Annotated in this window: 19 protein-coding genes; 6 read left to right on the forward strand and 13 right to left on the reverse strand. The window is 66.4% G+C overall.

Annotation, left to right across the window (positions count from 1 at the left end):
* Positions 1-252: 252 nt before the first annotated feature.
* Entirely contained in the window at positions 253-480 is a 228-nt protein-coding gene (locus VQ065_RS14450; protein ID WP_003088007.1) for a DUF2970 domain-containing protein, read from the reverse strand.
* Positions 481-544: 64 nt separating this feature from the next.
* A complete protein-coding gene (locus tag VQ065_RS14455) occupies positions 545-1585 on the reverse strand; it encodes an RNA methyltransferase (RefSeq protein WP_003088017.1) in 1041 nt (346 codons plus the stop codon).
* Positions 1586-1622: 37 nt separating this feature from the next.
* Here VQ065_RS14455 and VQ065_RS14460 point away from each other — a divergent pair, with 37 nt between their 5' ends.
* Both VQ065_RS14460 and VQ065_RS14465 read left to right on the forward strand, forming a co-directional pair.
* The gene (locus tag VQ065_RS14460; RefSeq protein WP_003122824.1) at positions 1623-1985 is read left to right on the forward strand and encodes a DUF1883 domain-containing protein; all 363 of its coding nucleotides are present in this window, start codon (positions 1623-1625) and stop codon (positions 1983-1985) included.
* 13 nt (positions 1986-1998) lie between these two features.
* Positions 1999-2496 (forward strand): prolyl-tRNA synthetase associated domain-containing protein, encoded by a 498-nt coding sequence (locus VQ065_RS14465; protein ID WP_023098679.1) that lies wholly within the window; start codon positions 1999-2001, stop codon positions 2494-2496.
* 30 nt (positions 2497-2526) lie between these two features.
* Here VQ065_RS14465 and VQ065_RS14470 read toward each other — a convergent pair whose 3' ends face one another.
* The 4 genes from VQ065_RS14470 to tsi1 form a co-directional block, all read right to left on the reverse strand.
* Entirely contained in the window at positions 2527-2889 is a 363-nt protein-coding gene (locus tag VQ065_RS14470) for a YggL 50S ribosome-binding family protein (RefSeq protein ID WP_003088023.1), read from the reverse strand.
* A 14-nt stretch (positions 2890-2903) separates the two neighbouring features.
* Positions 2904-6608 carry a methionine synthase gene (metH, locus tag VQ065_RS14475; protein WP_003088025.1) on the reverse strand — a complete coding sequence of 1235 codons (3705 nt, stop codon included), beginning with the start codon at positions 6606-6608 and terminating at the stop codon, positions 2904-2906.
* Between the two features lie 274 nt (positions 6609-6882).
* Complete coding sequence (gene tse1, locus VQ065_RS14480; protein ID WP_003088027.1) at positions 6883-7347, reverse strand: type VI secretion system effector peptidoglycanhydrolase Tse1; 465 nt, start codon at positions 7345-7347, stop codon at positions 6883-6885.
* Between the two features lie 41 nt (positions 7348-7388).
* On the reverse strand, positions 7389-7907 hold the full coding sequence (gene tsi1, locus VQ065_RS14485) for a type IV secretion system immunity protein Tsi1 (protein WP_003088030.1): 519 nt from the start codon (positions 7905-7907) through the stop codon (positions 7389-7391).
* Between the two features lie 361 nt (positions 7908-8268).
* Between tsi1 and VQ065_RS14490 the strand changes: the two genes are divergently transcribed.
* Positions 8269-10557: a fatty acid cis/trans isomerase gene (locus VQ065_RS14490; protein WP_003088032.1), complete on the forward strand. Its 2289-nt coding sequence runs from the start codon at positions 8269-8271 to the stop codon at positions 10555-10557.
* Positions 10558-10679: 122 nt separating this feature from the next.
* Positions 10680-11264 carry a Fe-S biogenesis protein NfuA gene (gene nfuA, locus VQ065_RS14495; RefSeq protein WP_003088034.1) on the forward strand — a complete coding sequence of 195 codons (585 nt, stop codon included), beginning with the start codon at positions 10680-10682 and terminating at the stop codon, positions 11262-11264.
* 58 nt (positions 11265-11322) lie between these two features.
* On the opposite strand, the gene VQ065_RS14500 is transcribed toward nfuA, so the two are convergent.
* The 3 genes from VQ065_RS14500 to VQ065_RS14510 are packed head-to-tail and all read right to left on the reverse strand — an operon-like array spanning position 11323 to position 13766.
* Positions 11323-12492: an MFS transporter gene (locus tag VQ065_RS14500; protein WP_003088037.1), complete on the reverse strand. Its 1170-nt coding sequence runs from the start codon at positions 12490-12492 to the stop codon at positions 11323-11325.
* Between the two features lie 4 nt (positions 12493-12496).
* On the reverse strand, positions 12497-12739 hold the full coding sequence (locus VQ065_RS14505) for a DUF1272 domain-containing protein (RefSeq protein WP_003088038.1): 243 nt from the start codon (positions 12737-12739) through the stop codon (positions 12497-12499).
* A gap of 22 nt (positions 12740-12761) precedes the next feature.
* Positions 12762-13766: a GlxA family transcriptional regulator gene (locus VQ065_RS14510; protein WP_003088040.1), complete on the reverse strand. Its 1005-nt coding sequence runs from the start codon at positions 13764-13766 to the stop codon at positions 12762-12764.
* A gap of 248 nt (positions 13767-14014) precedes the next feature.
* Between VQ065_RS14510 and VQ065_RS14515 the strand changes: the two genes are divergently transcribed.
* Positions 14015-15220 carry a GGDEF domain-containing protein gene (locus tag VQ065_RS14515; RefSeq protein ID WP_340080415.1) on the forward strand — a complete coding sequence of 402 codons (1206 nt, stop codon included), beginning with the start codon at positions 14015-14017 and terminating at the stop codon, positions 15218-15220.
* A 49-nt stretch (positions 15221-15269) separates the two neighbouring features.
* Here the strand turns inward: VQ065_RS14515 and VQ065_RS14520 are convergent, their stop codons facing one another.
* The gene (locus VQ065_RS14520) at positions 15270-15545 is read right to left on the reverse strand and encodes a hypothetical protein (protein ID WP_003098204.1); all 276 of its coding nucleotides are present in this window, start codon (positions 15543-15545) and stop codon (positions 15270-15272) included.
* 284 nt (positions 15546-15829) lie between these two features.
* Between VQ065_RS14520 and VQ065_RS14525 the strand changes: the two genes are divergently transcribed.
* The gene (locus VQ065_RS14525; RefSeq protein WP_003088048.1) at positions 15830-16693 is read left to right on the forward strand and encodes a LysR family transcriptional regulator; all 864 of its coding nucleotides are present in this window, start codon (positions 15830-15832) and stop codon (positions 16691-16693) included.
* On the opposite strand, the gene VQ065_RS14530 is transcribed toward VQ065_RS14525, so the two are convergent.
* From VQ065_RS14530 to ccoN, 3 genes are all read right to left on the reverse strand, one after another.
* Complete coding sequence (locus VQ065_RS14530) at positions 16681-17838, reverse strand: CBS domain-containing protein (protein WP_003088049.1); 1158 nt, start codon at positions 17836-17838, stop codon at positions 16681-16683. The genes VQ065_RS14525 and VQ065_RS14530 overlap by 13 nt on opposite strands.
* 91 nt (positions 17839-17929) lie before the next feature.
* The gene (locus VQ065_RS14535) at positions 17930-18151 is read right to left on the reverse strand and encodes a hypothetical protein (RefSeq protein WP_003088050.1); all 222 of its coding nucleotides are present in this window, start codon (positions 18149-18151) and stop codon (positions 17930-17932) included.
* 2 nt (positions 18152-18153) lie between these two features.
* Complete coding sequence (ccoN, locus tag VQ065_RS14540; RefSeq protein WP_003088051.1) at positions 18154-19596, reverse strand: cytochrome-c oxidase, cbb3-type subunit I; 1443 nt, start codon at positions 19594-19596, stop codon at positions 18154-18156.
* Positions 19597-19649 lie beyond the last annotated feature (53 nt).

Below are 19649 nucleotides of genomic sequence, written 5' to 3' on the forward strand. Positions count from 1 at the left end.
GCATAACCGCTTCGCAACGGCGCCTTTCTTGAGCGATGGGCGGCGCTGGTCTTAACTGGAGAGTGCCTTTCGATGTCTTCGTCCCGATACCCACAAGAAACAGGGGGAGTCATGAGCGAGCCGAGCAAAACCCAGGAAAACCGCGACAGCGTGGTCGACGCCCGCGCGGCCTTCGTCCTGATCCTGCTGGTGGTGGCTACCGCGGTGTTCTGGGTCAGCCACCAGTGAAAGCCCGCCTCGGCGGCGCAGAGGTCACAGGCCGCTGAGGCTCAGCACCAGTTTCACGATCCCGGCCAGCAACAGCACGAACACCAGGGTGAAGAGCAGGCCCAGCATGATGAAGTGCACGGGCTTGCCGTGGCTGAAGTCGCGGGCGCGGTTTCGCCCGCTCTGTACGCCGAAGGCGGCAGCCATCACGCTATGCAGCATCTGCCAGAAGGTCGGCGGCTTCTGGTTCGGTTCTTCCGTCTCGATACCCATCGGTGGTCCTCCCTTTTCCATACCTGCCCTGAGAGTCTAGACCCTTGGCGGGAGGAGGGTGGCTTCAGGCCTGGCGGGCGGGGATGCGCCGTTCCGCCGTGCCCTGCGTGGCCCTGGCGCGCAGTTGCCCGCAGCCGCCGTCGATGTCCTGGCCGGCCGAGTTGCGCACCTTGGTCAGCACGCCGCGGCTGTGCAGGTAGCGCACCAGCTCGACGATCCGCTCCCCGCTCGGGCGCCGGTAGGCGTCGCCGTCCATGCTGTTGTAGGGGATCAGGTTCATCACCGCGAAGCGGCCCTTGAGCAGGCGCAGGATGCCGTCCATTTCCTCCAGGCTGTCGTTGATCCCTTCGAGCAGGGTCCATTGGTACTGGATCGGATAGTCGACCCGGCGGGCGTAGGCCTCGCCAGCTTCCACCAGTTCTTCCGGGCTCAGCGGCGGCGCCTTGGGCAACAGTTGCCGGCGCAGTTCGGCGCGGGTGCTGTGCAGGGACAGGGCGAGGGCGGGCTTCACCCGTTGCCGGGGCAGGCGCTCGAACACGCGGGGATCGCCGACGGTGGAGAACACCAGGTTCTTGTGGCCGATGCCGCCATCGGTGCCGAGCAGGTCGATGGCTTCGAGGACGTTGTCGAGGTTATGCGCCGGCTCGCCCATGCCCATGAACACCACTTTCTTCACCGCTCGCCGACGCCGCGCCAGGACCACCTGGGCGACCATCTCCAGGCTGCCGACCTGGCGCAGCAGGCCGCTGCGGCCGGTCATGCAGAACACGCAGCCGACCGCGCAGCCGACCTGGGTCGAGACGCACAGCCCACCGCGCGGCAGCAGCACGCTTTCCACCATCTGTCGGTCGGCCAGTTCCACCAGCAGGCGCGACGAGCCGTCGCTCGCCGGATGCTCGCTGTGCAGGCGGGCGATGCCTTCCAGTTCCGCGGCTACCTGGGGCAGACCATGGCGTACGCCCAGCGGCAGGAAGTCCTCGGCCCGCTGGCGGGCGGTGCAGGCATCGAGGGCGCGGCCCTGCAGCCAGGCGCGGACGATCCTCCCGCAATGCAGGGGCTTGGCGCCGAGATCGGCGAGGCGCTGGTGGAGGTCTTGGCTACGCATGGGGCGCGCATCCTACCATTGCCCGTCTTGAGGCGGTATGGCCGGCGCCGACGTGCTATCGTTGCGCTCCGCTCCACCGCAGCAACGGAACCGTTCCATGAAATTCGTCCACCAGCGCGAACACCTCAACGAAGACGACATCGTGGTCATCGAGTGTTCGCAGCAATGCAATATCCGCCTGATGAACGACGCCAATTTCCGCAGTTTCAAGAATGGCGGGCGGCATAGCTACCATGGCGGCGCCTTCGACCGCTTCCCGGCGAAGATCAAGGTGCCCAGCACCGGGTTCTGGAACATCACCATCGATACCGTGACCCGGCGCCCGATCAGCGTGACGCGCAAGCCGAACTTCAAGTGGTCGATCAAGTTCGTGCGCCGTTCCGGTTCGCAGTTCACCTGAGGGCGCGCGTCCCATGAGTGCGAAAATGGACGAGCAGGCGCTTCTGGCGTTGCTCCGCGAGCTGGCCATCGACAGCCAGCAGGTCGAGCATCCGGCCATCGCCTCCATCGAGGAATATTACGCGCAGGGCATCGAACTGCCCGACCAGGGCATCAAGAACCTGTTCCTGCGCAACCGCAAGGGCACTCGCCACTACCTGGTGCTGCTCGACGAGCGCAAGGAGGCCGACCTGCCGGGCATCGCCGAACAGATCGGCGAAAGCCGCCTGTCGTTCGCCTCGGTCGAGCGCCTGCGCGAATACCTCGGCGTCGAACTGGGCTGCGTGACGCCTTTCGCGCTGGTCAACGATCCGCAGCACAGGGTCGAGGTGTTGCTCGACGATGCCATTCGCCAGGACCAGTTGCTCGGTTTCCACCCGTTGGTGAATACCGCCACCGAGTGCATTCGCTACGCAGACCTGTTGGCCTTTCTCGCCCACACGGGGCATGAACCGCGCCTGATCCGGGTGTAGGTCGCAGCTTCGCGCCTGCTGGCGCCGGTTTCACTCGAAGAAGTTGTGCCAGCAGTCGCTCAACGGGCCGACCTCGAAGGTCTTGCACCAGGGTTGGGCTTCCAGCCACAGGCGGGCGCTTTCCCGGTCCGCCTCGTCCAGGCTGCCGACCCGCGCCAGGCACAGGTAGCCGCTGATCTCCGCCTGTTCCGGCGAGCCGCCACCGCCGAACACCCAGCCCTGGGCCTCGACGAAGTCGATCAGATGGTCCAGCGCATCGTCGTAGGAGAGGGCGCTACGGTCGTAGGTCAGTTCGAAGCTGAAACCGAACTCCTGGAACTCGCCCAGGCGCAGTTTCTTGCGCAGGCGGCGCTTGCGCGGCTTTTCCATCTGCTCGGGAGTGAGGAATTTCATCGTCGCCTTCCTGGTCAGTCATCGTAGCCAAGGTTCGGCGCCAGCCAGCGCTCGCTGACGCTGGCTTCCTGGCCCTTGCGCTGGCTGTAGCGTTCCACCTGGTCCTTGTCGATCTTGCCGACCGCGAAGTACTGCGCCTGCGGGTGGGCGAAATACCAACCGCTGACCGCCGCGGCCGGGAACATCGCGTAGTGCTCGGTCAGGCTGACGCCGGACAGGCCCTGCGGATCGAGCAGTTCGAACAGGGTGCCTTTCTCGGTATGGTCGGGGCAGGCCGGGTAGCCCGGTGCCGGGCGGATGCCGACGTATTGCTCCTTGATCAAGGCCTCGTTGTCGAGGTGCTCGTCGCGGGCGTAGCCCCAGTACTCCTTGCGCACCCGCTCGTGCAGCCACTCGGCGCAGGCTTCGGCGAGGCGGTCGGCGAGCGCCTTGACCATGATGCTGTTGTAGTCGTCGCCCTTGGCTTCGTACGCCTTGGCCACTTCCTCGGCGCCGATCCCGGCGGTGGTGATGAAGCCGCCGATGTAGTCGCGCACGCCGCTTTCCTTCGGCGCGACGAAATCGGCCAGCGACAGGTTCGGCTTGCCGTCCGGCTTGATCGTCTGCTGCCGCAGGTGGTGCAGGGTGGCGAGGGTCTCGCCGTCGGCGCCGTAGACCTCCAGGTCGTCGTGCTCGACCTGGTTGGCCGGCCAGAAGCCGAACACCGCGCGGGCCTTGATCAGCTTCTCGTCGATCAGCTTCTTCAGCATCGCCTGGGCGTCGTTGAACAACGAGGTGGCGGCCTCGCCGACCACCTCGTCGGTGAGGATGCGCGGGTACTTGCCGGCCAGGTCCCAGGAAATGAAGAACGGCGTCCAGTCGATGTACTCGGCGAGCACCGCGAGGTCGATCTCGTCGAGCACCCTGACGCCGGTGAAGGAAGGCGTCGGCGCCTGGTAGCCGGCCCAGTCGAACGCTGGCTTGTTGGCGATCGCCTGTTCGTAGCTCAGCCGCTCGGTGCGGGCGCTGCGGTTGGCCGTGCGTTCGCGGACCACCGCGTAGTCGGCGCGGGTGCGGGCCACGTAGTCGGCCTTCAGCTCCTTGGACAGCAGGCTGGTGGCCACGCCTACCGCGCGCGAGGCGTCGGTGACGTAGACCACCGCGTCGTTGCTGTACTGCGGATCGATCTTCACCGCGGTATGCGCCTTCGAGGTGGTGGCGCCGCCGATCATCAGCGGCAACTGGAAATTCTGCCGCTGCATTTCCTTGGCGACGTGGACCATCTCGTCCAGCGACGGCGTGATCAGGCCGGACAGGCCGATGATGTCGCATTTCTCGGCGATGGCGGTCTGCAGGATCTTCTCCGCCGGCACCATCACGCCGAGGTCGACCACGTCATAGCCGTTGCAGCCGAGCACCACGCCGACGATGTTCTTGCCGATGTCGTGCACGTCGCCCTTCACCGTGGCCATCAGGATCTTGCCCTTGGCTTCCGGCTTGTCGCCTTTCTCCGCCTCGATGAAGGGAATCAGGTGGGCCACCGCCTGCTTCATCACTCGCGCGGACTTGACCACCTGCGGGAGGAACATCTTGCCGGCGCCGAACAGGTCGCCGACCACGTTCATCCCGGACATCAGCGGACCTTCGATGACCTCGATGGGGCGCGCGCACTGCTGGCGGCATTCCTCGGTGTCCTCGACGATCCAGGTGGTGATGCCCTTGACCAGCGCATGCTCGAGGCGCTTCTCGACGCTGTAGCTGCGCCATTCCTCGTCCTCGGCCTCCTTGACCGCGCCGCCGCCCTTGTAGTCGTCGGCGATCGCCAGCAGGGCCTCGGTGGCCTCTGGCGTGCGGTTGAGCACCACGTCCTCGACCCGGTCGCGCAGCGCCTTCGGGATCTCGTCGTAGATTTCCAGCTGGCCGGCGTTGACGATGCCCATGGTCAGGCCGTTGCGGATCGCGTAGTAGAGGAACACCGAGTGGATCGCCTCGCGTACCGGGTTGTTGCCGCGGAACGAGAAGGACACGTTGGACACCCCGCCCGAGCTGAGGGCGTAGGGCAGGTGGTCGCGGATGTAGGCGCAGGCGTTGATGAAATCGACCGCGTAGTTGTTGTGTTCCTCGATGCCGGTGGCGATGGCGAAGATGTTCGCGTCGAAGATGATGTCTTCCGGCGGGAAGCCGACTTCGTCGACCAGGATGTCGTAGGAGCGCTTGCAGATTTCTTCCTTGCGCGCCTGGGTGTCGGCCTGGCCGTCCTCGTCGAAGGCCATCACCACCACCGCGGCGCCGTAGCGCTTGCACAGGCGGGCATGGTGCTTGAAGGCCTCGACGCCTTCCTTCATCGAGATCGAGTTGACGATGCCCTTGCCCTGGATGCACTTGAGGCCGGCCTCGATCACCTCCCACTTGGAGGAGTCGATCATGATCGGCACGCGCGAGATGTCGGGCTCGGAGGCGATCAGGTTGAGGAAGGTGACCATGGCCGCCTTCGAGTCCAGCATGCCTTCGTCCATGTTGATGTCGATCACCTGGGCGCCGGCTTCCACCTGCTGCTGGGCGACCTCGAGGGCTTCCGCGTAGTTTTCCTCGCGGATCAGCCGGGCGAACTTGGCCGAGCCGGTGATGTTGGTGCGCTCGCCGACGTTGACGAACAGCGAGCTGCGGTCGATGGTGAACGGCTCCAGGCCGGACAGGCGGCAGGCCCGGGGAATCTCCGGGATGGCCCGCGGCGGGTACTTGGCCACCGCCTTGGCGATCGCCTCGATGTGCGCCGGGGTGGTGCCGCAGCAGCCGCCGACGATATTGAGGAAGCCGGCGGCGGCGAATTCCTCGACCACCACGGCCATTTCCGCCGGCGATTCGTCGTATTCGCCGAAGGCGTTCGGCAGGCCGGCGTTGGGGTGGGCCGAGACATGGGTGTCGGCCTTGGTCGACAGTTCCTCGATGTACGGCCGCAATTCCTTGGCGCCGAGGGCGCAGTTCAGGCCTACCGAGATCGGCCGGGCATGCCGCACCGAGTTCCAGAAGGCCTCGGTGGTCTGGCCCGACAGGGTGCGGCCGGAGGCGTCGGTGATGGTCCCGGAGATCATGATCGGCAGCTCCACGCCGAGTTCCTCGAACACGCCCTGGACGGCGAAGATCGCCGCCTTGGCATTGAGGGTGTCGAAGATGGTCTCGATCAGGATCAGGTCGGCGCCGCCCTCGATCAGGCCGCGGGTCGCCTCGACGTAGTTCTCCACCAGCTCGTCGAAGGTGACGTTGCGGTAGCCGGGGTTGTTCACGTCCGGGGAAATCGAGCAGGTGCGGCTGGTCGGGCCGAGCACGCCGGCGACGAAGCGCGGCTTGTCCGGGGTCTCGGCGGTCTTCGCGTCCGCCACCTGGCGGGCCAGGCGCGCCCCTTCGACGTTGAGTTCGTAGGCCAGCGACTGCATGCCGTAGTCGGCCTGGGACACCTGGGTGGCGTTGAAGGTATTGGTCTCGAGGATGTCGGCGCCGGCGTCGAGGTAGGCCTTCTCGATGGCCTGGATCACGTCCGGGCGGCTGAGCAGCAAGAGGTCGTTGTTGCCTTTCACGTCGCTCGGCCAGTCGGCGAAGCGCTCGCCGCGGTAGTCGGCTTCTTCCAGCTTGTAGCTCTGGATCATGGTGCCCATGCCGCCATCGAGGATCAGGATACGTTCCCTGAGGGCGTGCTGGAGGGCTTGCAGGCGGGCGCTGCGATCGGTGAGCGGGCTGGACATGGATGGACCTGGCGTCAGTGGGCGGAAAGGTGAAAAGCATAACAAAGGCAGGGGCTTTCCGACCGGGGGTGGCTGGACCATGAATTTCATTCAAGTTGAAAGATGTTCATCCGCGGGCCGGAAAAGCCCCTGGCGCCGTTTTGTCGCAGCATACGGGCGGAATGCGGAGGTCGGAGTGCGCAGGCGGGCGGCGAAGGGGCGGGCGAGTGGGGTCGGGATGCTCGTGGGGAATCGTGCTGCGAATGAGTCTGGCTCATTCGCAGCACGGCCTGAATCAACTGGCCCTGGGCAGGCTGCAACTGGCCAGGGAGTAGACGTAGTAGTTGAGGCGGTCGCGGTCGGTGCGATTCCATACCTGGCCGACCGACTTCAGGCCCTGGCTCTGGCCGACCGCGCCGGCGATGCTGCCGCACCAGCACATCGGGTACTTCTGCCGATACAGCGGACCGCTGATGACCACCGCGACGTGCCCGTAGGTGCGGCCCTTCAGGCCGGCGATCACCAGGAAGCCCTGGGCCGCCTTCTGCGCGGCCTCGGCGCCGGAGGCGAGCTTGGTCCAGCTCTGCTCCAGGCCGTCGACCATGGCGTTGGCGTTGCCGCGGGGCATCGGTACGCCCAGCTCGGCGGCCACCGACTGGACGAAGCCGGAACAGTTGTCCTTGTTCGGGGTGCCGGCCAGGTAGCTCTTGTCCCAGCTGTTCTTGCAGGCGTTGACGATGCATTGATCGAGACTGTCCATGTATCACCTATGCGTGTCGATAAGGGGCGCTCCGGCCCGGATCATTTCTTTGCGGTCTGGCAGAACGGCGTGAGCGAACGCTTCACGATCTTCGCGCAGCTGTCGACGGATTCGCCCGAGCATTTCTCTCCCAGGCGCAGCCCGTCCTTGTCCACCGCCCAGCGCTGGCCGGAGATGTCCTCGCGGTGCACCACCTTGCAGGTGGCGCTGTCGTAGGACACCAGCTCGGCGCTGGAGCCGCTGAATTCATGCATCAGCACGCGCCGACCGTCCTGGCTCAGGAACACGCCGCCGCGCGACCAGATGCCGCCGTCCTCTATGCGGCAATCGTTGCCGCTGTCGCGGTCGGCCAGGTAGACCGGCGGTTCGGGAAAGGCATCGGGGTTGTCGTCGTTGGGATCCTCGTTGCTGAACATCACGCGGACGTGCTCGTCCTCGCCGCCGAACATGTTCGGCGAGCCGAACTGGGGCACGATTTCCAGCTGGGTGAAAGTACAGTCCGCCGCCTGGGCCGAAAGGCTCAGGAAGAGAGCGGCGAAGCTGCCGGCGAGCAGTTTCATGGGGCGGGTTCTCCGTTGGGCCGCCAGGGCGGCGAAAGGATGGACCAGGCCGCGCCGGGCGCGAACGGAAGCGCCGCCTGGCGACAGCAGGCGGAAAGCGGCGAAGAGGGGACGTGGGGCGCACGCGAACGGGCGCGGATGGGGCGCGGCGAGTCGAAACATATCCCTGTTTCCTCGAAGTCATCGTCCTTGATCGCCAGGGCGGGCCTGGGAGCCCGGCTAGCATACGTGGCGGCCGAAGCCGGTGGAATGCTGGCGAAATGGCGGCTCAGGCCCGGGGCGAGTTCGCCCGCCGTTGTGAAAGTGCGGCGCAGAGAGGCGGGTTTGCTAGAATCGCCCGTCGCCGAGTGAGGAGTGGTTCATGTTGCCAAGACCGTTGGTTGGGTTGGCCTTCGTTTTGTCGTCTTTTATCCAGTCTGTTTCTGCTGCTGAAATTTCCTATAGCCGTGACGTCCAGCCGATCTTTACCGCCAAGTGCGTCGCCTGCCACGCCTGCTACGATTCGCCCTGCCAGCTCAACCTGAGCAGCGCCGAGGGCGCGCAGCGCGGCGCCAACCAACTGCCGGTCTACGACGGCACGCGGACCAAGGCGCAGGAAACCACCCGCCTGTACCTCGATGCGCACGGTGCCGACGCCTGGCGGCGCAAGGACTTCTGGTCGGTGCTCGAACCGCAGGACGGCCAGGCCGCACTGATGGCGCGGATGCTCGAGCTTGGCCACAGCCAGCCGTTGCAGCCGAATGCGAAGATCCCCGAAGGCCTGGACATTTCGATCAACCGCGCCAACCAGTGCCCGACGCCGGCCAGCATCGATGCGTTCATCCGCAAGAACCCAGGTTCCGGCATGCCTTTCGCGGTGGCCGGGCTGAGCGACGACGAATACGCCACTTTGCAGAAGTGGCTGGCCGCGGGCGCCCCGGTCGACCAGCAGCCGTTGCGGCCGACCGCCGCCGAGGCGCGCCAGGTGGCCAGCTGGGAGCGTTTCCTCAACCAGTCTGGGGCCAAGCAGAGCCTGGTCTCGCGCTGGCTCTACGAGCACCTGTTCCTGGCGCACCTGTATTTCCCGGAACAGGGCGCGCCCGGCCACTTCTTCCAGCTGGTGCGTTCACGCACGCCCAGCGGCCAGCCGATCGACCCGATCCCGACCCGGCGTCCCAACGACGATCCGGGCAACAGCTTCTATTACCGCCTCTGGCCGATCCAGGGCGTGATCGTCCACAAGACGCACATCACCTATCCGCTGACGGCGAAGAAGCTGGAACGCGTCCAGGAGCTGTTCTTCGGCACCCAGTGGAACACCGACAAGGTTCCCGGCTACGGCGTGCAGAGCCGCGCCAACCCGTTCGTCACCTTCGCCGCGATCCCGCCACGGGCGCGCTACCAGTTCATGCTGGACAACGCCGAGTACTTCACCCGTACCTTCATCCGCGGGCCGGTGTGCCGTGGACAGATCGCCACCGACGTGATCCGCGACAACTTCTGGGTGGTATTCCAGGACCCCGAGCAGGACCTGTTCGTCACCGACGCCAACTTCCGCGCGCAGAGCGAGCCGCTGCTGGCCTTGCCGGGGCAGATCGACGAGCTGAAGAACCTGCTCGGCCTGTGGAGCGCCTACCGGGACAAGCGCAACGAGTACGAAGACCTGCGCCAGGACGTCTACGCCGACGCGCCACCGCCGACCTGGAACACGATCTGGCACGGCAACGACAACGCCCTGCTGAGCATCTTCCGCCAGTTCGACAGCGCCTCGGTGCGCAAGGGCCTGCTTGGCGAGGTACCGCAGACCCTGTGGCTGATGGACTACCCGCTGTTCGAGCGAACCTACTACGGGTTGGTGGTGAACTTCGATGTCTTCGGCAACGTCTCGCACCAGGCGCAGACGCGTCTGTACTTCGACCTGATCCGCAACGGCGCCGAGCAGAACTTCCTCCGCCTGATGCCGGTCGACGCGCGCCAGCCGTTGCTTGACGACTGGTACCAGAACAGCGGCAAGCTGAAGATGTGGATGGACTACCAGGCCTTCGACGATGACACGCCGAGCGCGCTGGGATTGCCGGAGAAGCAGCCGAAGAAGGCCTTCGCCGAAGAACTGCTGCGTCGCTACGGCGACCTCAATGCGCGCCCCGACCCGATCAACCGCTGCCTGGACGGCAACTGCTATCGACCGGGCATCGACCGCGAACTGCAGGACGCCGAGCAGGCCTTCAGTCGCCTGGTCAGCCGGCCGGCGGCCGGCCTCAAGGTCATAGAGCGCTTCCCCGAGGCGACCATGCTGCGGATACGTACGTCCAGCGGCAAGCGCGAGATCTATACCGTGCTGCGCAACCGCGCGCACAGCAATGTCGCCTTCATGCTCGGCGAGTCGCTGCGCTACCAGCCGGGCCTGGACACCCTGACGATCTACCCCGGCGTGCTGTCCAGCTATCCGAACTTCATGTTCGATCTGCCGGCGACGGATGCCGAGGCCTTCGTCGGCGCCCTGGAGGCGGCGAAGAGTAGCGAGGACTTCGACAAGGTGGTCGAACGCTGGGGCGTGCGCCGCAGCAATCCGCAGTTCTGGAGCTACTTCCACGATCTGGAGGCGTACATCCGCGAAACCGAACCGGTCGAGGCGGGCGCGCTGGACATGAATCGCTACGAGAACCTCTGAGTGTCGCGACCCGCTCCGCAAGGGGTGGGTCGGTTATCGCGAATTATTCCTACTAATTTACTAGGGCTTTATCCGCAAGTACCGATTGGCGTAAACTGTCGGCATATTTGCGAGGAGTTGCCATGAGCGCCATCACCATTACCGAAGCTGCCCAAGCGTATCTGGCCGAGTTGCTGGAGAAGCAGAGCACCCCGGGTATCGGCATTCGTATCTTCATCACCCAGCCGGGTACCCAGTACGCGGAAACCTGCATCGCCTACTGCAAGCCGGGCGAGGAAAAGGTCGAGGACACCGCCATCGCCCTGAAGGACTTCACTGCCTGGATCGATGCGGTCAGCGAGCCCTTCCTCGAAGACGCGGTGGTGGACTACGCCACCGACCGCATGGGCGGCCAGCTGACCATCAAGGCGCCGAACGCCAAGGTGCCGATGGTCAACGAGGACAGCCCGATCACCGAACGCATCAACTACTACCTGCAGACCGAGATCAATCCCGGCCTGGCCAGCCACGGCGGACAGGTGAGCCTGGTCGACGTGGTCGAGGACAACATCGCCGTGTTGCGTTTCGGCGGTGGTTGCCAGGGCTGCGGGATGGTCGACATGACCCTCAAGGATGGCGTCGAGAAGACCCTGATCGAGCGTATTCCCGAACTGAAGGGCGTGCGCGACGTGACCGACCACAGCAACAAGGAGAACGCCTACTACTGAGGCGTTTCCGTAAGGCAGAAGAGGCGACCGCAAGGTCGCCTTTTTCGTTGCCGGCGTTTCAGCGCGACAGCGTCCGCGTTCGCCGTACCGGCCAGAGCAGTGTCAGCGCCACCAGCAGCGCCGGCCAGACCAGCAGGTTCACCGCGTTCCAGCCAAGGCTGGTGATCAGGGCGCCGGAGCCGAACGACATCAGCGCCGCCACCAGGCTGTTGCCTTGCTCCATCAATCCTTGTGCGGCGCCGCGCTCGCTTTCGGCGTGGCCCTCGCCGAGCAGGGTGGTGCCGGCGATGAGCATCAGGTTCCAGCCGCTGCCCAGGGCCAGCGAACTGAGCAGAAAATGCATGACCGACTGTCCACCCAGGGCGATGCCGGCACTTGCGGCGAGCAGGAACGCGCCGAGCAGGGCGACGCGACGGTTGCCGATGCGGTCGACCAGCGCTCCGGCGAAGAACGCCGGAAGGAACATTCCCAGCACGTGCCACTGGATGACCCGACTCGACTGTTCCAGCGGCAGGCCGCAGAAGCTCATGGCCAGCGGCGTGGCGTTCATGATCAGGATCATCAACCCGTGTCCCGTCGCGGTGCAGGCGATGGCCGCGCGGACCACCGGCCGCCGCAACAGGCCGCCTATGTCGCGCCAGGCGAGTCGTGCCGGGCGCGGCGCTTGGCCTTCGCGGAGCAGGGCCATCAGCAGCAGGCCGGCGAGGGCCAGCGCGGCGATCAGCAGATAGGCGCCGACGAAGGGCTGGGCCAGCGCGTTGCGCGACCACAGCGCCAGGCTCGGCGCCAGCAGCGCGGCGAGTACCCCGCCGGCGAGCACGTAGGCGCTGGCGCGGCCTTTCCGCCCGGCATCCACCGCCTCCAGCGCGGCGAACCGGTAGTACATGGCCGAGGCCTGGTAGACCCCGATGCCCAGCGCGCCGAGACAGAACCAGAGGAAATCGCCAGTCCAGACACCGGCGGCGCAGACCACACCGCCGAGCACGCCGCCGCCGGCGCCGAGCATCAGCCCGGGACGTCGGCCGTGGCGCTGCATGAAGTGCGACAACGGCTGCACCGCCAGCAGGTTGCCCAGCACCAGCAGGGCCAGGGGCAGGGTGGCCAGGCTGTTCAACGGCGCCAGCTGGACGCCGACCAGCGAGGTCAGGGTTATGCCGATCAGCGAACAGGACCAGTACAGGGCCTGGCCGCAGAACAGCAGGAGCAGGGTCGGGTTGCGTAGCAGCATGGCGTCACTCCGGACAACCGCCGGGCCTGACGACGCGCCGGCTGGAGGCGGGCTGACGGACCAGCGCATCCCGCGGACGCCTTGGCCGGGCCAGCAGTTCGCCGCCGCAGTTCGGGCATTGGCCGCCCAGGCGGGTCGTCGCGCAATCGCGGCAGAAGGTGCACTCGAAGGTGCAGATCAGCGCGTCGCCGCTGTCGCCGGGCAGGTCGCGGTCGCAGCACTCGCAGTTGGGGCGCAGTTCCAGCATGGGAAGGTCCTCGGTGGGAGCGTCAGGCCAGCATGCCGAAGCGTTCGGCGTATTCCTGGGGGCTGACCGAAAGATGCTTGTGGAACGTCCGCCGGAGGTTTTCCGGATGGCCGAAGCCGCACAGCCGGGACACCGTGGCGATCGATGCCTGGGCGTCCTGCAGCAGGGCGCGCGCGGCCTCCAGGCGAACCCGCTCGACGTAGCGACCGGGCGCCACGCCCAGTTCCTGGAGAAATACCCGGGACAGCGTACGCGGGCTCATGCAGGCCCGGTCGGCGAGGGCTTCCAGGGACAGGTCGCCGGCGAGGTTGGCGGGAATCCACTCCAGCAGCGCGGCCAGGCGCGGGGTGCGGCTCGGTTCCGGGGTCAGCCAGGCGCTGAACTGGGCCTGGCCGCCAGGACGCTTGAGGAACATCACCAGGCGTCGCGCGACGCTGAGCGCCAGGCTGCGGCCGAGGTCGGCCTCGACCAGCGCCAGGGCCAGGTCGATTCCCGCCGTGACGCCGGCCGAGGTGAAGATGTGGGCGTCGCCGTCGCGGCACTGCGGGTCGTAGGTGTGCAGGCGGTCGCCTTGCACATGGACGCCGGGAAACCCCTGGCGCAGCGTCGCCACGTCGGCCCAGTGGGTGGTCGCTGGGTGCCCGTCGAGAACCCCGGCGGCGGCCAGGATCAGCGCTCCCGAACACACCGAGCCGAGCCGCCGTATGCGCGGTTCGGCGGCTTTCAGCCAGGCGAGCAGGTCGGCGTTGCGGGTCTGCGCCTCGACACCGAGGCCGCCGGGCACCAACAGGGTGTCCAGGCTTTCCGGCGGACAGTCGCGCCAGGCGAGGTCGGCGCAGATGCGGATGCCCGCGGAACTGGGCACCGCTTCGCTACGCTCGCCGAGCACCTGTATCCGGTAGAAAGGCGGCAGACCCTGGCGCTGGCGTTCGACGTTGGCCGAGGCGAATACCTGCAGCGGTCCGGTCACGTCCAGGCTCATCACGTCGGGATAGATCAGGCAGGCAATCAGGCGTGGTTCGGGCATGGCATGACCTCATGGCGATGGCGGCAGTCTGGCGTCCTTCGGACCTGGCCGCAATGCCAGTTGGCCCACGGATCTTGCCATTCGCTCGCCGGGGCGTCCCGCTGCGCCGATGGCTGGTATCGCCTCGGCACGCCGCATGCCCTATTGTCTGGTAACGGGTGATGGCTTTTTGACTCATCGCTGTAGAGGCGCCAGGGTATTGTCGTCCAGGCCTGTTCCAGCGTTCGGTCCGAGGTAGGGGAGTCAGCATGCTTGCACGCGACGGCCTGGTACAGGCTGGTCTGCCGGATAATCCGTATGCGCGCCAGTTGCGCAACGGTTTTCGTTGGTTGCGGTTCGAAAAGGAGCTGGAAAACGAGTTTCGCGAGTTTCTCAGTTGGAACTCGCTGATGCAGCGGCGTGCTGCCATCGGGGTGGCGTTCCTGATCTGGGCGCTGTTCATCGTGGCCGACTGGATGATGGTGGACATCCGCCTGCACCCCAGCCTGTTCGAGCAACTGCTGGGCGTGCGCCTGGGAATGATCGGCCTGCTGCTGGTGGTCTGGCCGGCGGCCTTCCTGCCCAGCCTGCGCAAGGTCGGCGATGCCATCGCCCCCTACTGCCTGCTGCTGATCAACCTGGCGGTGCTGGCCTGCGACGTGCTGTTCGAGTGGCATGGGGTGCCGCGCTTCACCCAACTGGGCGCGACCCTGGGCATCCTCGCGGTGTTCTTCCCACTCGGCCTGGCGTTCTGGGCCTGCGTGCGCCTGGCGTTGCTGTGCCTGGCCCTGAACCTGGCGGTATTCCTGCTGTTCGGCGGCGAAGAGAACCTGCGCACCAACCTGCTGAATACGCTCTACAACGGCCTGGTGGTGCTGATCTGTTCGTTCGCCCTGTACCTGCAGGACTACGCCCAGCGCGAGCAGTTCCTCGGCCGGCGGCTGCTGGGCATGATGGCCGAACAGGACAGCCTCACCGGCCTGGTCAACCGGCGCTACCACGAGCTGCTCGCCCAGCGGGCCCTGGAGCAGGGCGCCCGCGAGGAAAAGGGGGTGGCGCTGATCCTGGTGGATGTCGACGACTTCAAGGCCTACAACGACCACTACGGGCATCCGGCCGGCGATGCCGCCCTGCGCCAGCTTGGCGTCGTGCTCCGGCAGGGCGCGCGGCGGCCGCTGGATATCGCCGCGCGCCTGGGCGGGGAGGAGTTCGCCGTGTTGCTCTACGACAGCGAGGAGGGCAACACCCTGGCCATCGCCGAGCGCCTGCGGCAGGCGGTGGAGGCGCTGGGCATCGAGCACCTGGGCTCCAGCGCCGGCCCCTGCCTGACCATCAGCCTGGGGGTGGCCTATTCGACCTCAGGCATGGGCCTGGACGCGCTCTATCGCGAGGCCGATCGCGCGCTCTACGAGGCCAAGGATGCAGGGCGCAACGCGGTGCGCGTGGCGTTCCGGCAGCACGACCGCCTCGAATAGAGGAAACGAAAAAAGGCGCCCGTGGGCGCCTTTCGTCGTATGGAGCGGCTCAGCCTTGGCTGGGCATACTCCAGTCCTGCAGGTTGTAGCCGTTGTGGCTGAGTTCTTCGCGTGCCTGTTGCAGCAGGCCGGCAAGCTGCTCCGGATCGGAGTAGGCGGAGCTCGGAATGCGCGCACGGCCCAGCAGGCGGGTGCCGGTGCGATCGACTACGGACAGGCTCAGGCCGCCGTCACTGCCTAGCTCGGACCAGGCAACGCACTGGTATGGCTGGAAGGCGCGCCCGGTGATCAGCAAAGCCTCGTTGAAACGGAGCGTAGCGTTCATGGGAGTCGGTCTCTCTCGTTCATGTCTGTGTGGAACATGGGTGGCGCTTCCCGGCTCCACCGTGTTCGGTCACGCTAACTGATGCTTTCGAAAGCGAAAAAGTCACGGCGTGGCGCGTTTGCGCAACAGGTTGTCGCTTTTTCGAAGGGTTTAGGCGTGCCGAAGCGGTTAGGCGCGGTGTTTTGTCGCAGATTTCCAAGAGGGCGGCCAGGCCGCCTTGCGCTCGCCGCCCGCGCCTGCACAGCCTAGAATGGCGGCCCACCTGTGGCAGCGGACCGCTTCGCATGGATATCGACCTCGCCCGTACCTTCCTGGAGATCGCCCGCAGCGGTAGTTTCGTCGCTGCCGCGGAACGCCTGCACTTGACCCAGACGGCCGTCACCGCGCGCATCCAGAACCTCGAAGGGCAACTCGGCTGCCGGCTGTTCGTGCGCAACCGCGCGGGCGCGCGCCTGACCGCCGACGGCGAACACTTCCTCGGCTACGCCAGCCAACTGGTGCAGACCTGGGATGCGGCGCGACGCGACCTGCCGCTGCCGGACGGCTTCCGCAACCTGCTCAACCTCGGTGGCGAGCTCAGTCTGTGCAATCCGTTGCTGCTGAACTGGATGCGGCGCCTGCGCGAGGCGATTCCCGGCCACGCCGTGCGGGTCGAGATCGGCCAGGGCGCCGACCTGCTCAAGCAACTGGAGCAGGGCGCGCTGGACGCCGCGCTGGTCTACCAGCCGGAATACTGGCCAGGGCTGCAGGTCGAGCAGTTGCTGGAGGAGAAGCTGGTGATGGTGCGTTCCGTGCTATCCGCGGAGCCTTATCTGTATGTCGACTGGGGCCCGGATTTCCGCAGCCAGCACGATGCCGCGCTGCCGGACCGGGCCAAGGCCGCGCTGGCCTGCAACCTCGGGCCGCTGGCCCTGCAGTACATCATGCAGAACGGCGGTAGCGGCTATTTTCGTACCCGGGTGGTGAGCAGCTACCTGGATCGCGGCACCCTGCAACGGGTCGAGCAGGCGCCGGAGTTCGCCTACCCGACCTACCTGGTGTACTCCCGCGAGCGCCTGTCGCCGACCCTGCGCCATGCGTTCCAGTTGTTGCGCGAAATGGTCCGCGAGGACAGCGACTGGTCGCAGCGCTGGGACTACGTGATCTGATCGGCCTGGCCCAGGTGCTGCAGCCAGTTGCGGTAGAGCGCGGCGATCAGGTCGGTCTGGCTGACGATGCCGACCAGGTAGCCGGCTTCGTTGAGCACCGGCAGGCAGTGCAGGCCTTCGTCGGATAGCAGCGAGACCAGCTCGACGGCGTGGGTGTCGGCCTGTACGCAGACCACCGGGGTGGTCATGATCGTCTTCAGCTTGGTCCCGCGCAGGAAGCGCAGGCGCTTGAACGGGCTGCCGTCGGGGCGGAAGTGCTTGAGCAGGTCGCTCTGGGTGACGATGCCGGCCAGCCGCCGATGCTCGTCGAGCACCGGCAGGGCCTTCAGGCGGTGTTCCTGCAACTGCTTCCAGGCGTCGTCGATGAAGGTCTCGGTGCTGGCGGTCTGCACGTCGCGGGACATGATTCGTGCCGCGGTCAGCTCGCCCATGCGCCGGCGCAAGGCGTAGCGCTCGGTATGGTGGATCAGTCGCTCGAGGTCGTCGCGGGTGATGTCGACGTATTCGCCGAAGTCTTGCAGCGCCTGGTCCAGGTCCCGGGCGGAGAAGTCCGTCCGCGCGCTCGGCGCCAGGTCGCGGGTGCCATGGAGATTGGCCCGCGGCGGCTGGTAGGGGCGCGGGTAGGGAGAGCGCATCAGGTTGTTGTAGAGCAGCGCGCAGCCGATCAGCACCAGGGTGGAGAGCAGGATCGGCCAGACCACGTCGATGCCGAGTTCGCTCAGGGATGGGTTGAGGGCCACGCTCAGGGCCAGCGCGCAGCTCGGCGGATGCAGGCAGCGCAGGGCGAACATCAGCAGCATGCCGAGGGCCATGCCGACCAGGGCCGGGGCCAGTTCGTGCCCGAACCAGTAGGCGCTGAGGCCGCCGGCCAGGGCGGCGACCAGGTTGCCGCCGAGCATCGACCAGGGTTGCGCCAGGGGGCTGGAGGCGAGGGCGAACAGTAGTACGGCGGATGCGCCCAGCGGCGCTGCCAGGCGCAGCGCCAGTTCGCTGCCGAACAACGCCTGGCAGGCGAATACCGCGGCGAGCGCGCCGATGCAGGCACCGAGTCCGGCGCGCAGGCAGTCGCGCGGTCGAGCGTTCAGGGTCAGGGGGCGGAAGCCTTTCAGCCAGGTGCGTACGGCGGTGCTGGGGGAGTCGTTCATGGAACTCTTCGAAGCGAAAGAAAGGGGCCGTTGCCGGCCCCGCAAGGCACTTTCGTGCTGGAGGCATCCATCCCTGGATGATGGAGTCGGTTCAGGCGAGGAACGGCGGGCCGGCGGCCTCGCGGGATTCCTCGAGGGGGCGGACCACCTGCCGGCAGATCTTGCCGGTATCCCGGGCGACCCGGCGGGCGGCCTCGGGATCGTCGGCGAACGGCAGCAGGGCGGTCTGCTCGCGTTCCTCGCGGGTACTGCCGGTGAGGCTGAGCGCGAGGCCAAGCACCAGGGTGGAGAGGCACAGCAGGGACAACAGCATGTTCAGGCCCCCTGGCCGGCCGCCAGGACCGGCTGCCGCTGCTCCTGCGCGCTGCGCAGGGTCCGCCAGGTGTTGTAGGCCATCAGCAGCATGCCGCTGGCGAAGGTGGCGCCGCCGAGCAGGCGCACCACGTAGCCCGGATGGCTGGCCACCAGCGCCTCGACGAACGAGTAGGTGAGCGTGCCGTCCTCGTTGATCGCCCGCCACATCAGGCCCTGGGTGATGCCATTGACCCACATCGAGGCGATGTACAGCACGGTGCCGATGGTGGCCAGCCAGAAGTGCGCGTTGATCAGGCCGACGCTGTGCATCCGCTCGCGGCCCCAGAGTTTCGGGATCATGTGGTAGAGCGTGCCGATGGAGATCATCGCCACCCAGCCGAGGGCGCCGGCGTGCACGTGGCCGATGGTCCAGTCGGTGTAGTGGGACAGCGAGTTGACCGTCTTGATCGCCATCATCGGGCCTTCGAAGGTGGACATGCCGTAGAACGCCAGGGACACCACCAGGAAGCGCAGGATCGGGTCGTCGCGCAACTTATGCCAGGCCCCGGAGAGGGTCATCATGCCGTTGATCATGCCGCCCCAGCTTGGTGCCAGGAGGATCAGCGACATCACCATGCCCAGCGACTGCGCCCAGTCCGGCAGCGCGGTGTAGTGCAGGTGGTGCGGACCGGCCCAGATGTAGATCGAGATGATCGCCCAGAAATGCACGATGGACAGGCGATAGGAGTAGATCGGTCGCCCGGCCTGCTTGGGCACGAAGTAGTACATCATGCCGAGGAAGCCGACCGAGAGGATGAAGCCGACCACACTGTGCCCGTACCACCACTGGATCATCGCGTCGGTGGCGCCGGAATAGGCCGAGTAGGACTTGCCCAGGCTCACCGGCAGCAATGCGTGGTTCACGATATGGACCATCGCGGTGACGATGATGAAGGCGCCGTAGAACCAGTTGCCGACGTAGATGTGCTTCACCTTGCGGCGGGCGATGGTGCCGAAGAACAGGTAGGCATAGACCACCCAGACGATGGCCATCCACAGCGTCAGTGGCCATTCCATCTCGGCGTATTCCTTGGAGGTGGTGTAGCCCAGCGGGTAGCTGACGATCATCCCCACGATCGCCGCCTGCCAGCCCCAGAACACGAAGCGCGCCAGGACGTCGGAAATCAGCCGCACGCCGCTGGTGCGCTGCACCACGTAGAAGGAGGTGGCGAACAACGCGCTGCCGCCGAAGGCGAAGATCACCAGGCTGGTGTGGATCGGGCGGATGCGGCCGAAGCTGGTCCAGGGCAGGTCGAGGTTGAGCGCCGGCCAGACCAACTGGGCGGCGATGAACACCCCCAGGCCCATGCCGAGGATGCCCCAGACCAGGGTCATCAGGGTGAACTGGCGGACGACGTCGTAGTTGTAGCCGTCCGGATCTTTTCTGCTATCCGTATCGTTCATGGTCGCTGGCACGCCGGGCCCCGGGGTCCGGCCGGCTGGCGAGCAGGCGCGAC

The organism is Pseudomonas sp. KBN10P06128 (genome assembly GCF_037574945.1).
In the GTDB taxonomy this organism is placed as follows: domain Bacteria; phylum Pseudomonadota; class Gammaproteobacteria; order Pseudomonadales; family Pseudomonadaceae; genus Pseudomonas; species Pseudomonas aeruginosa.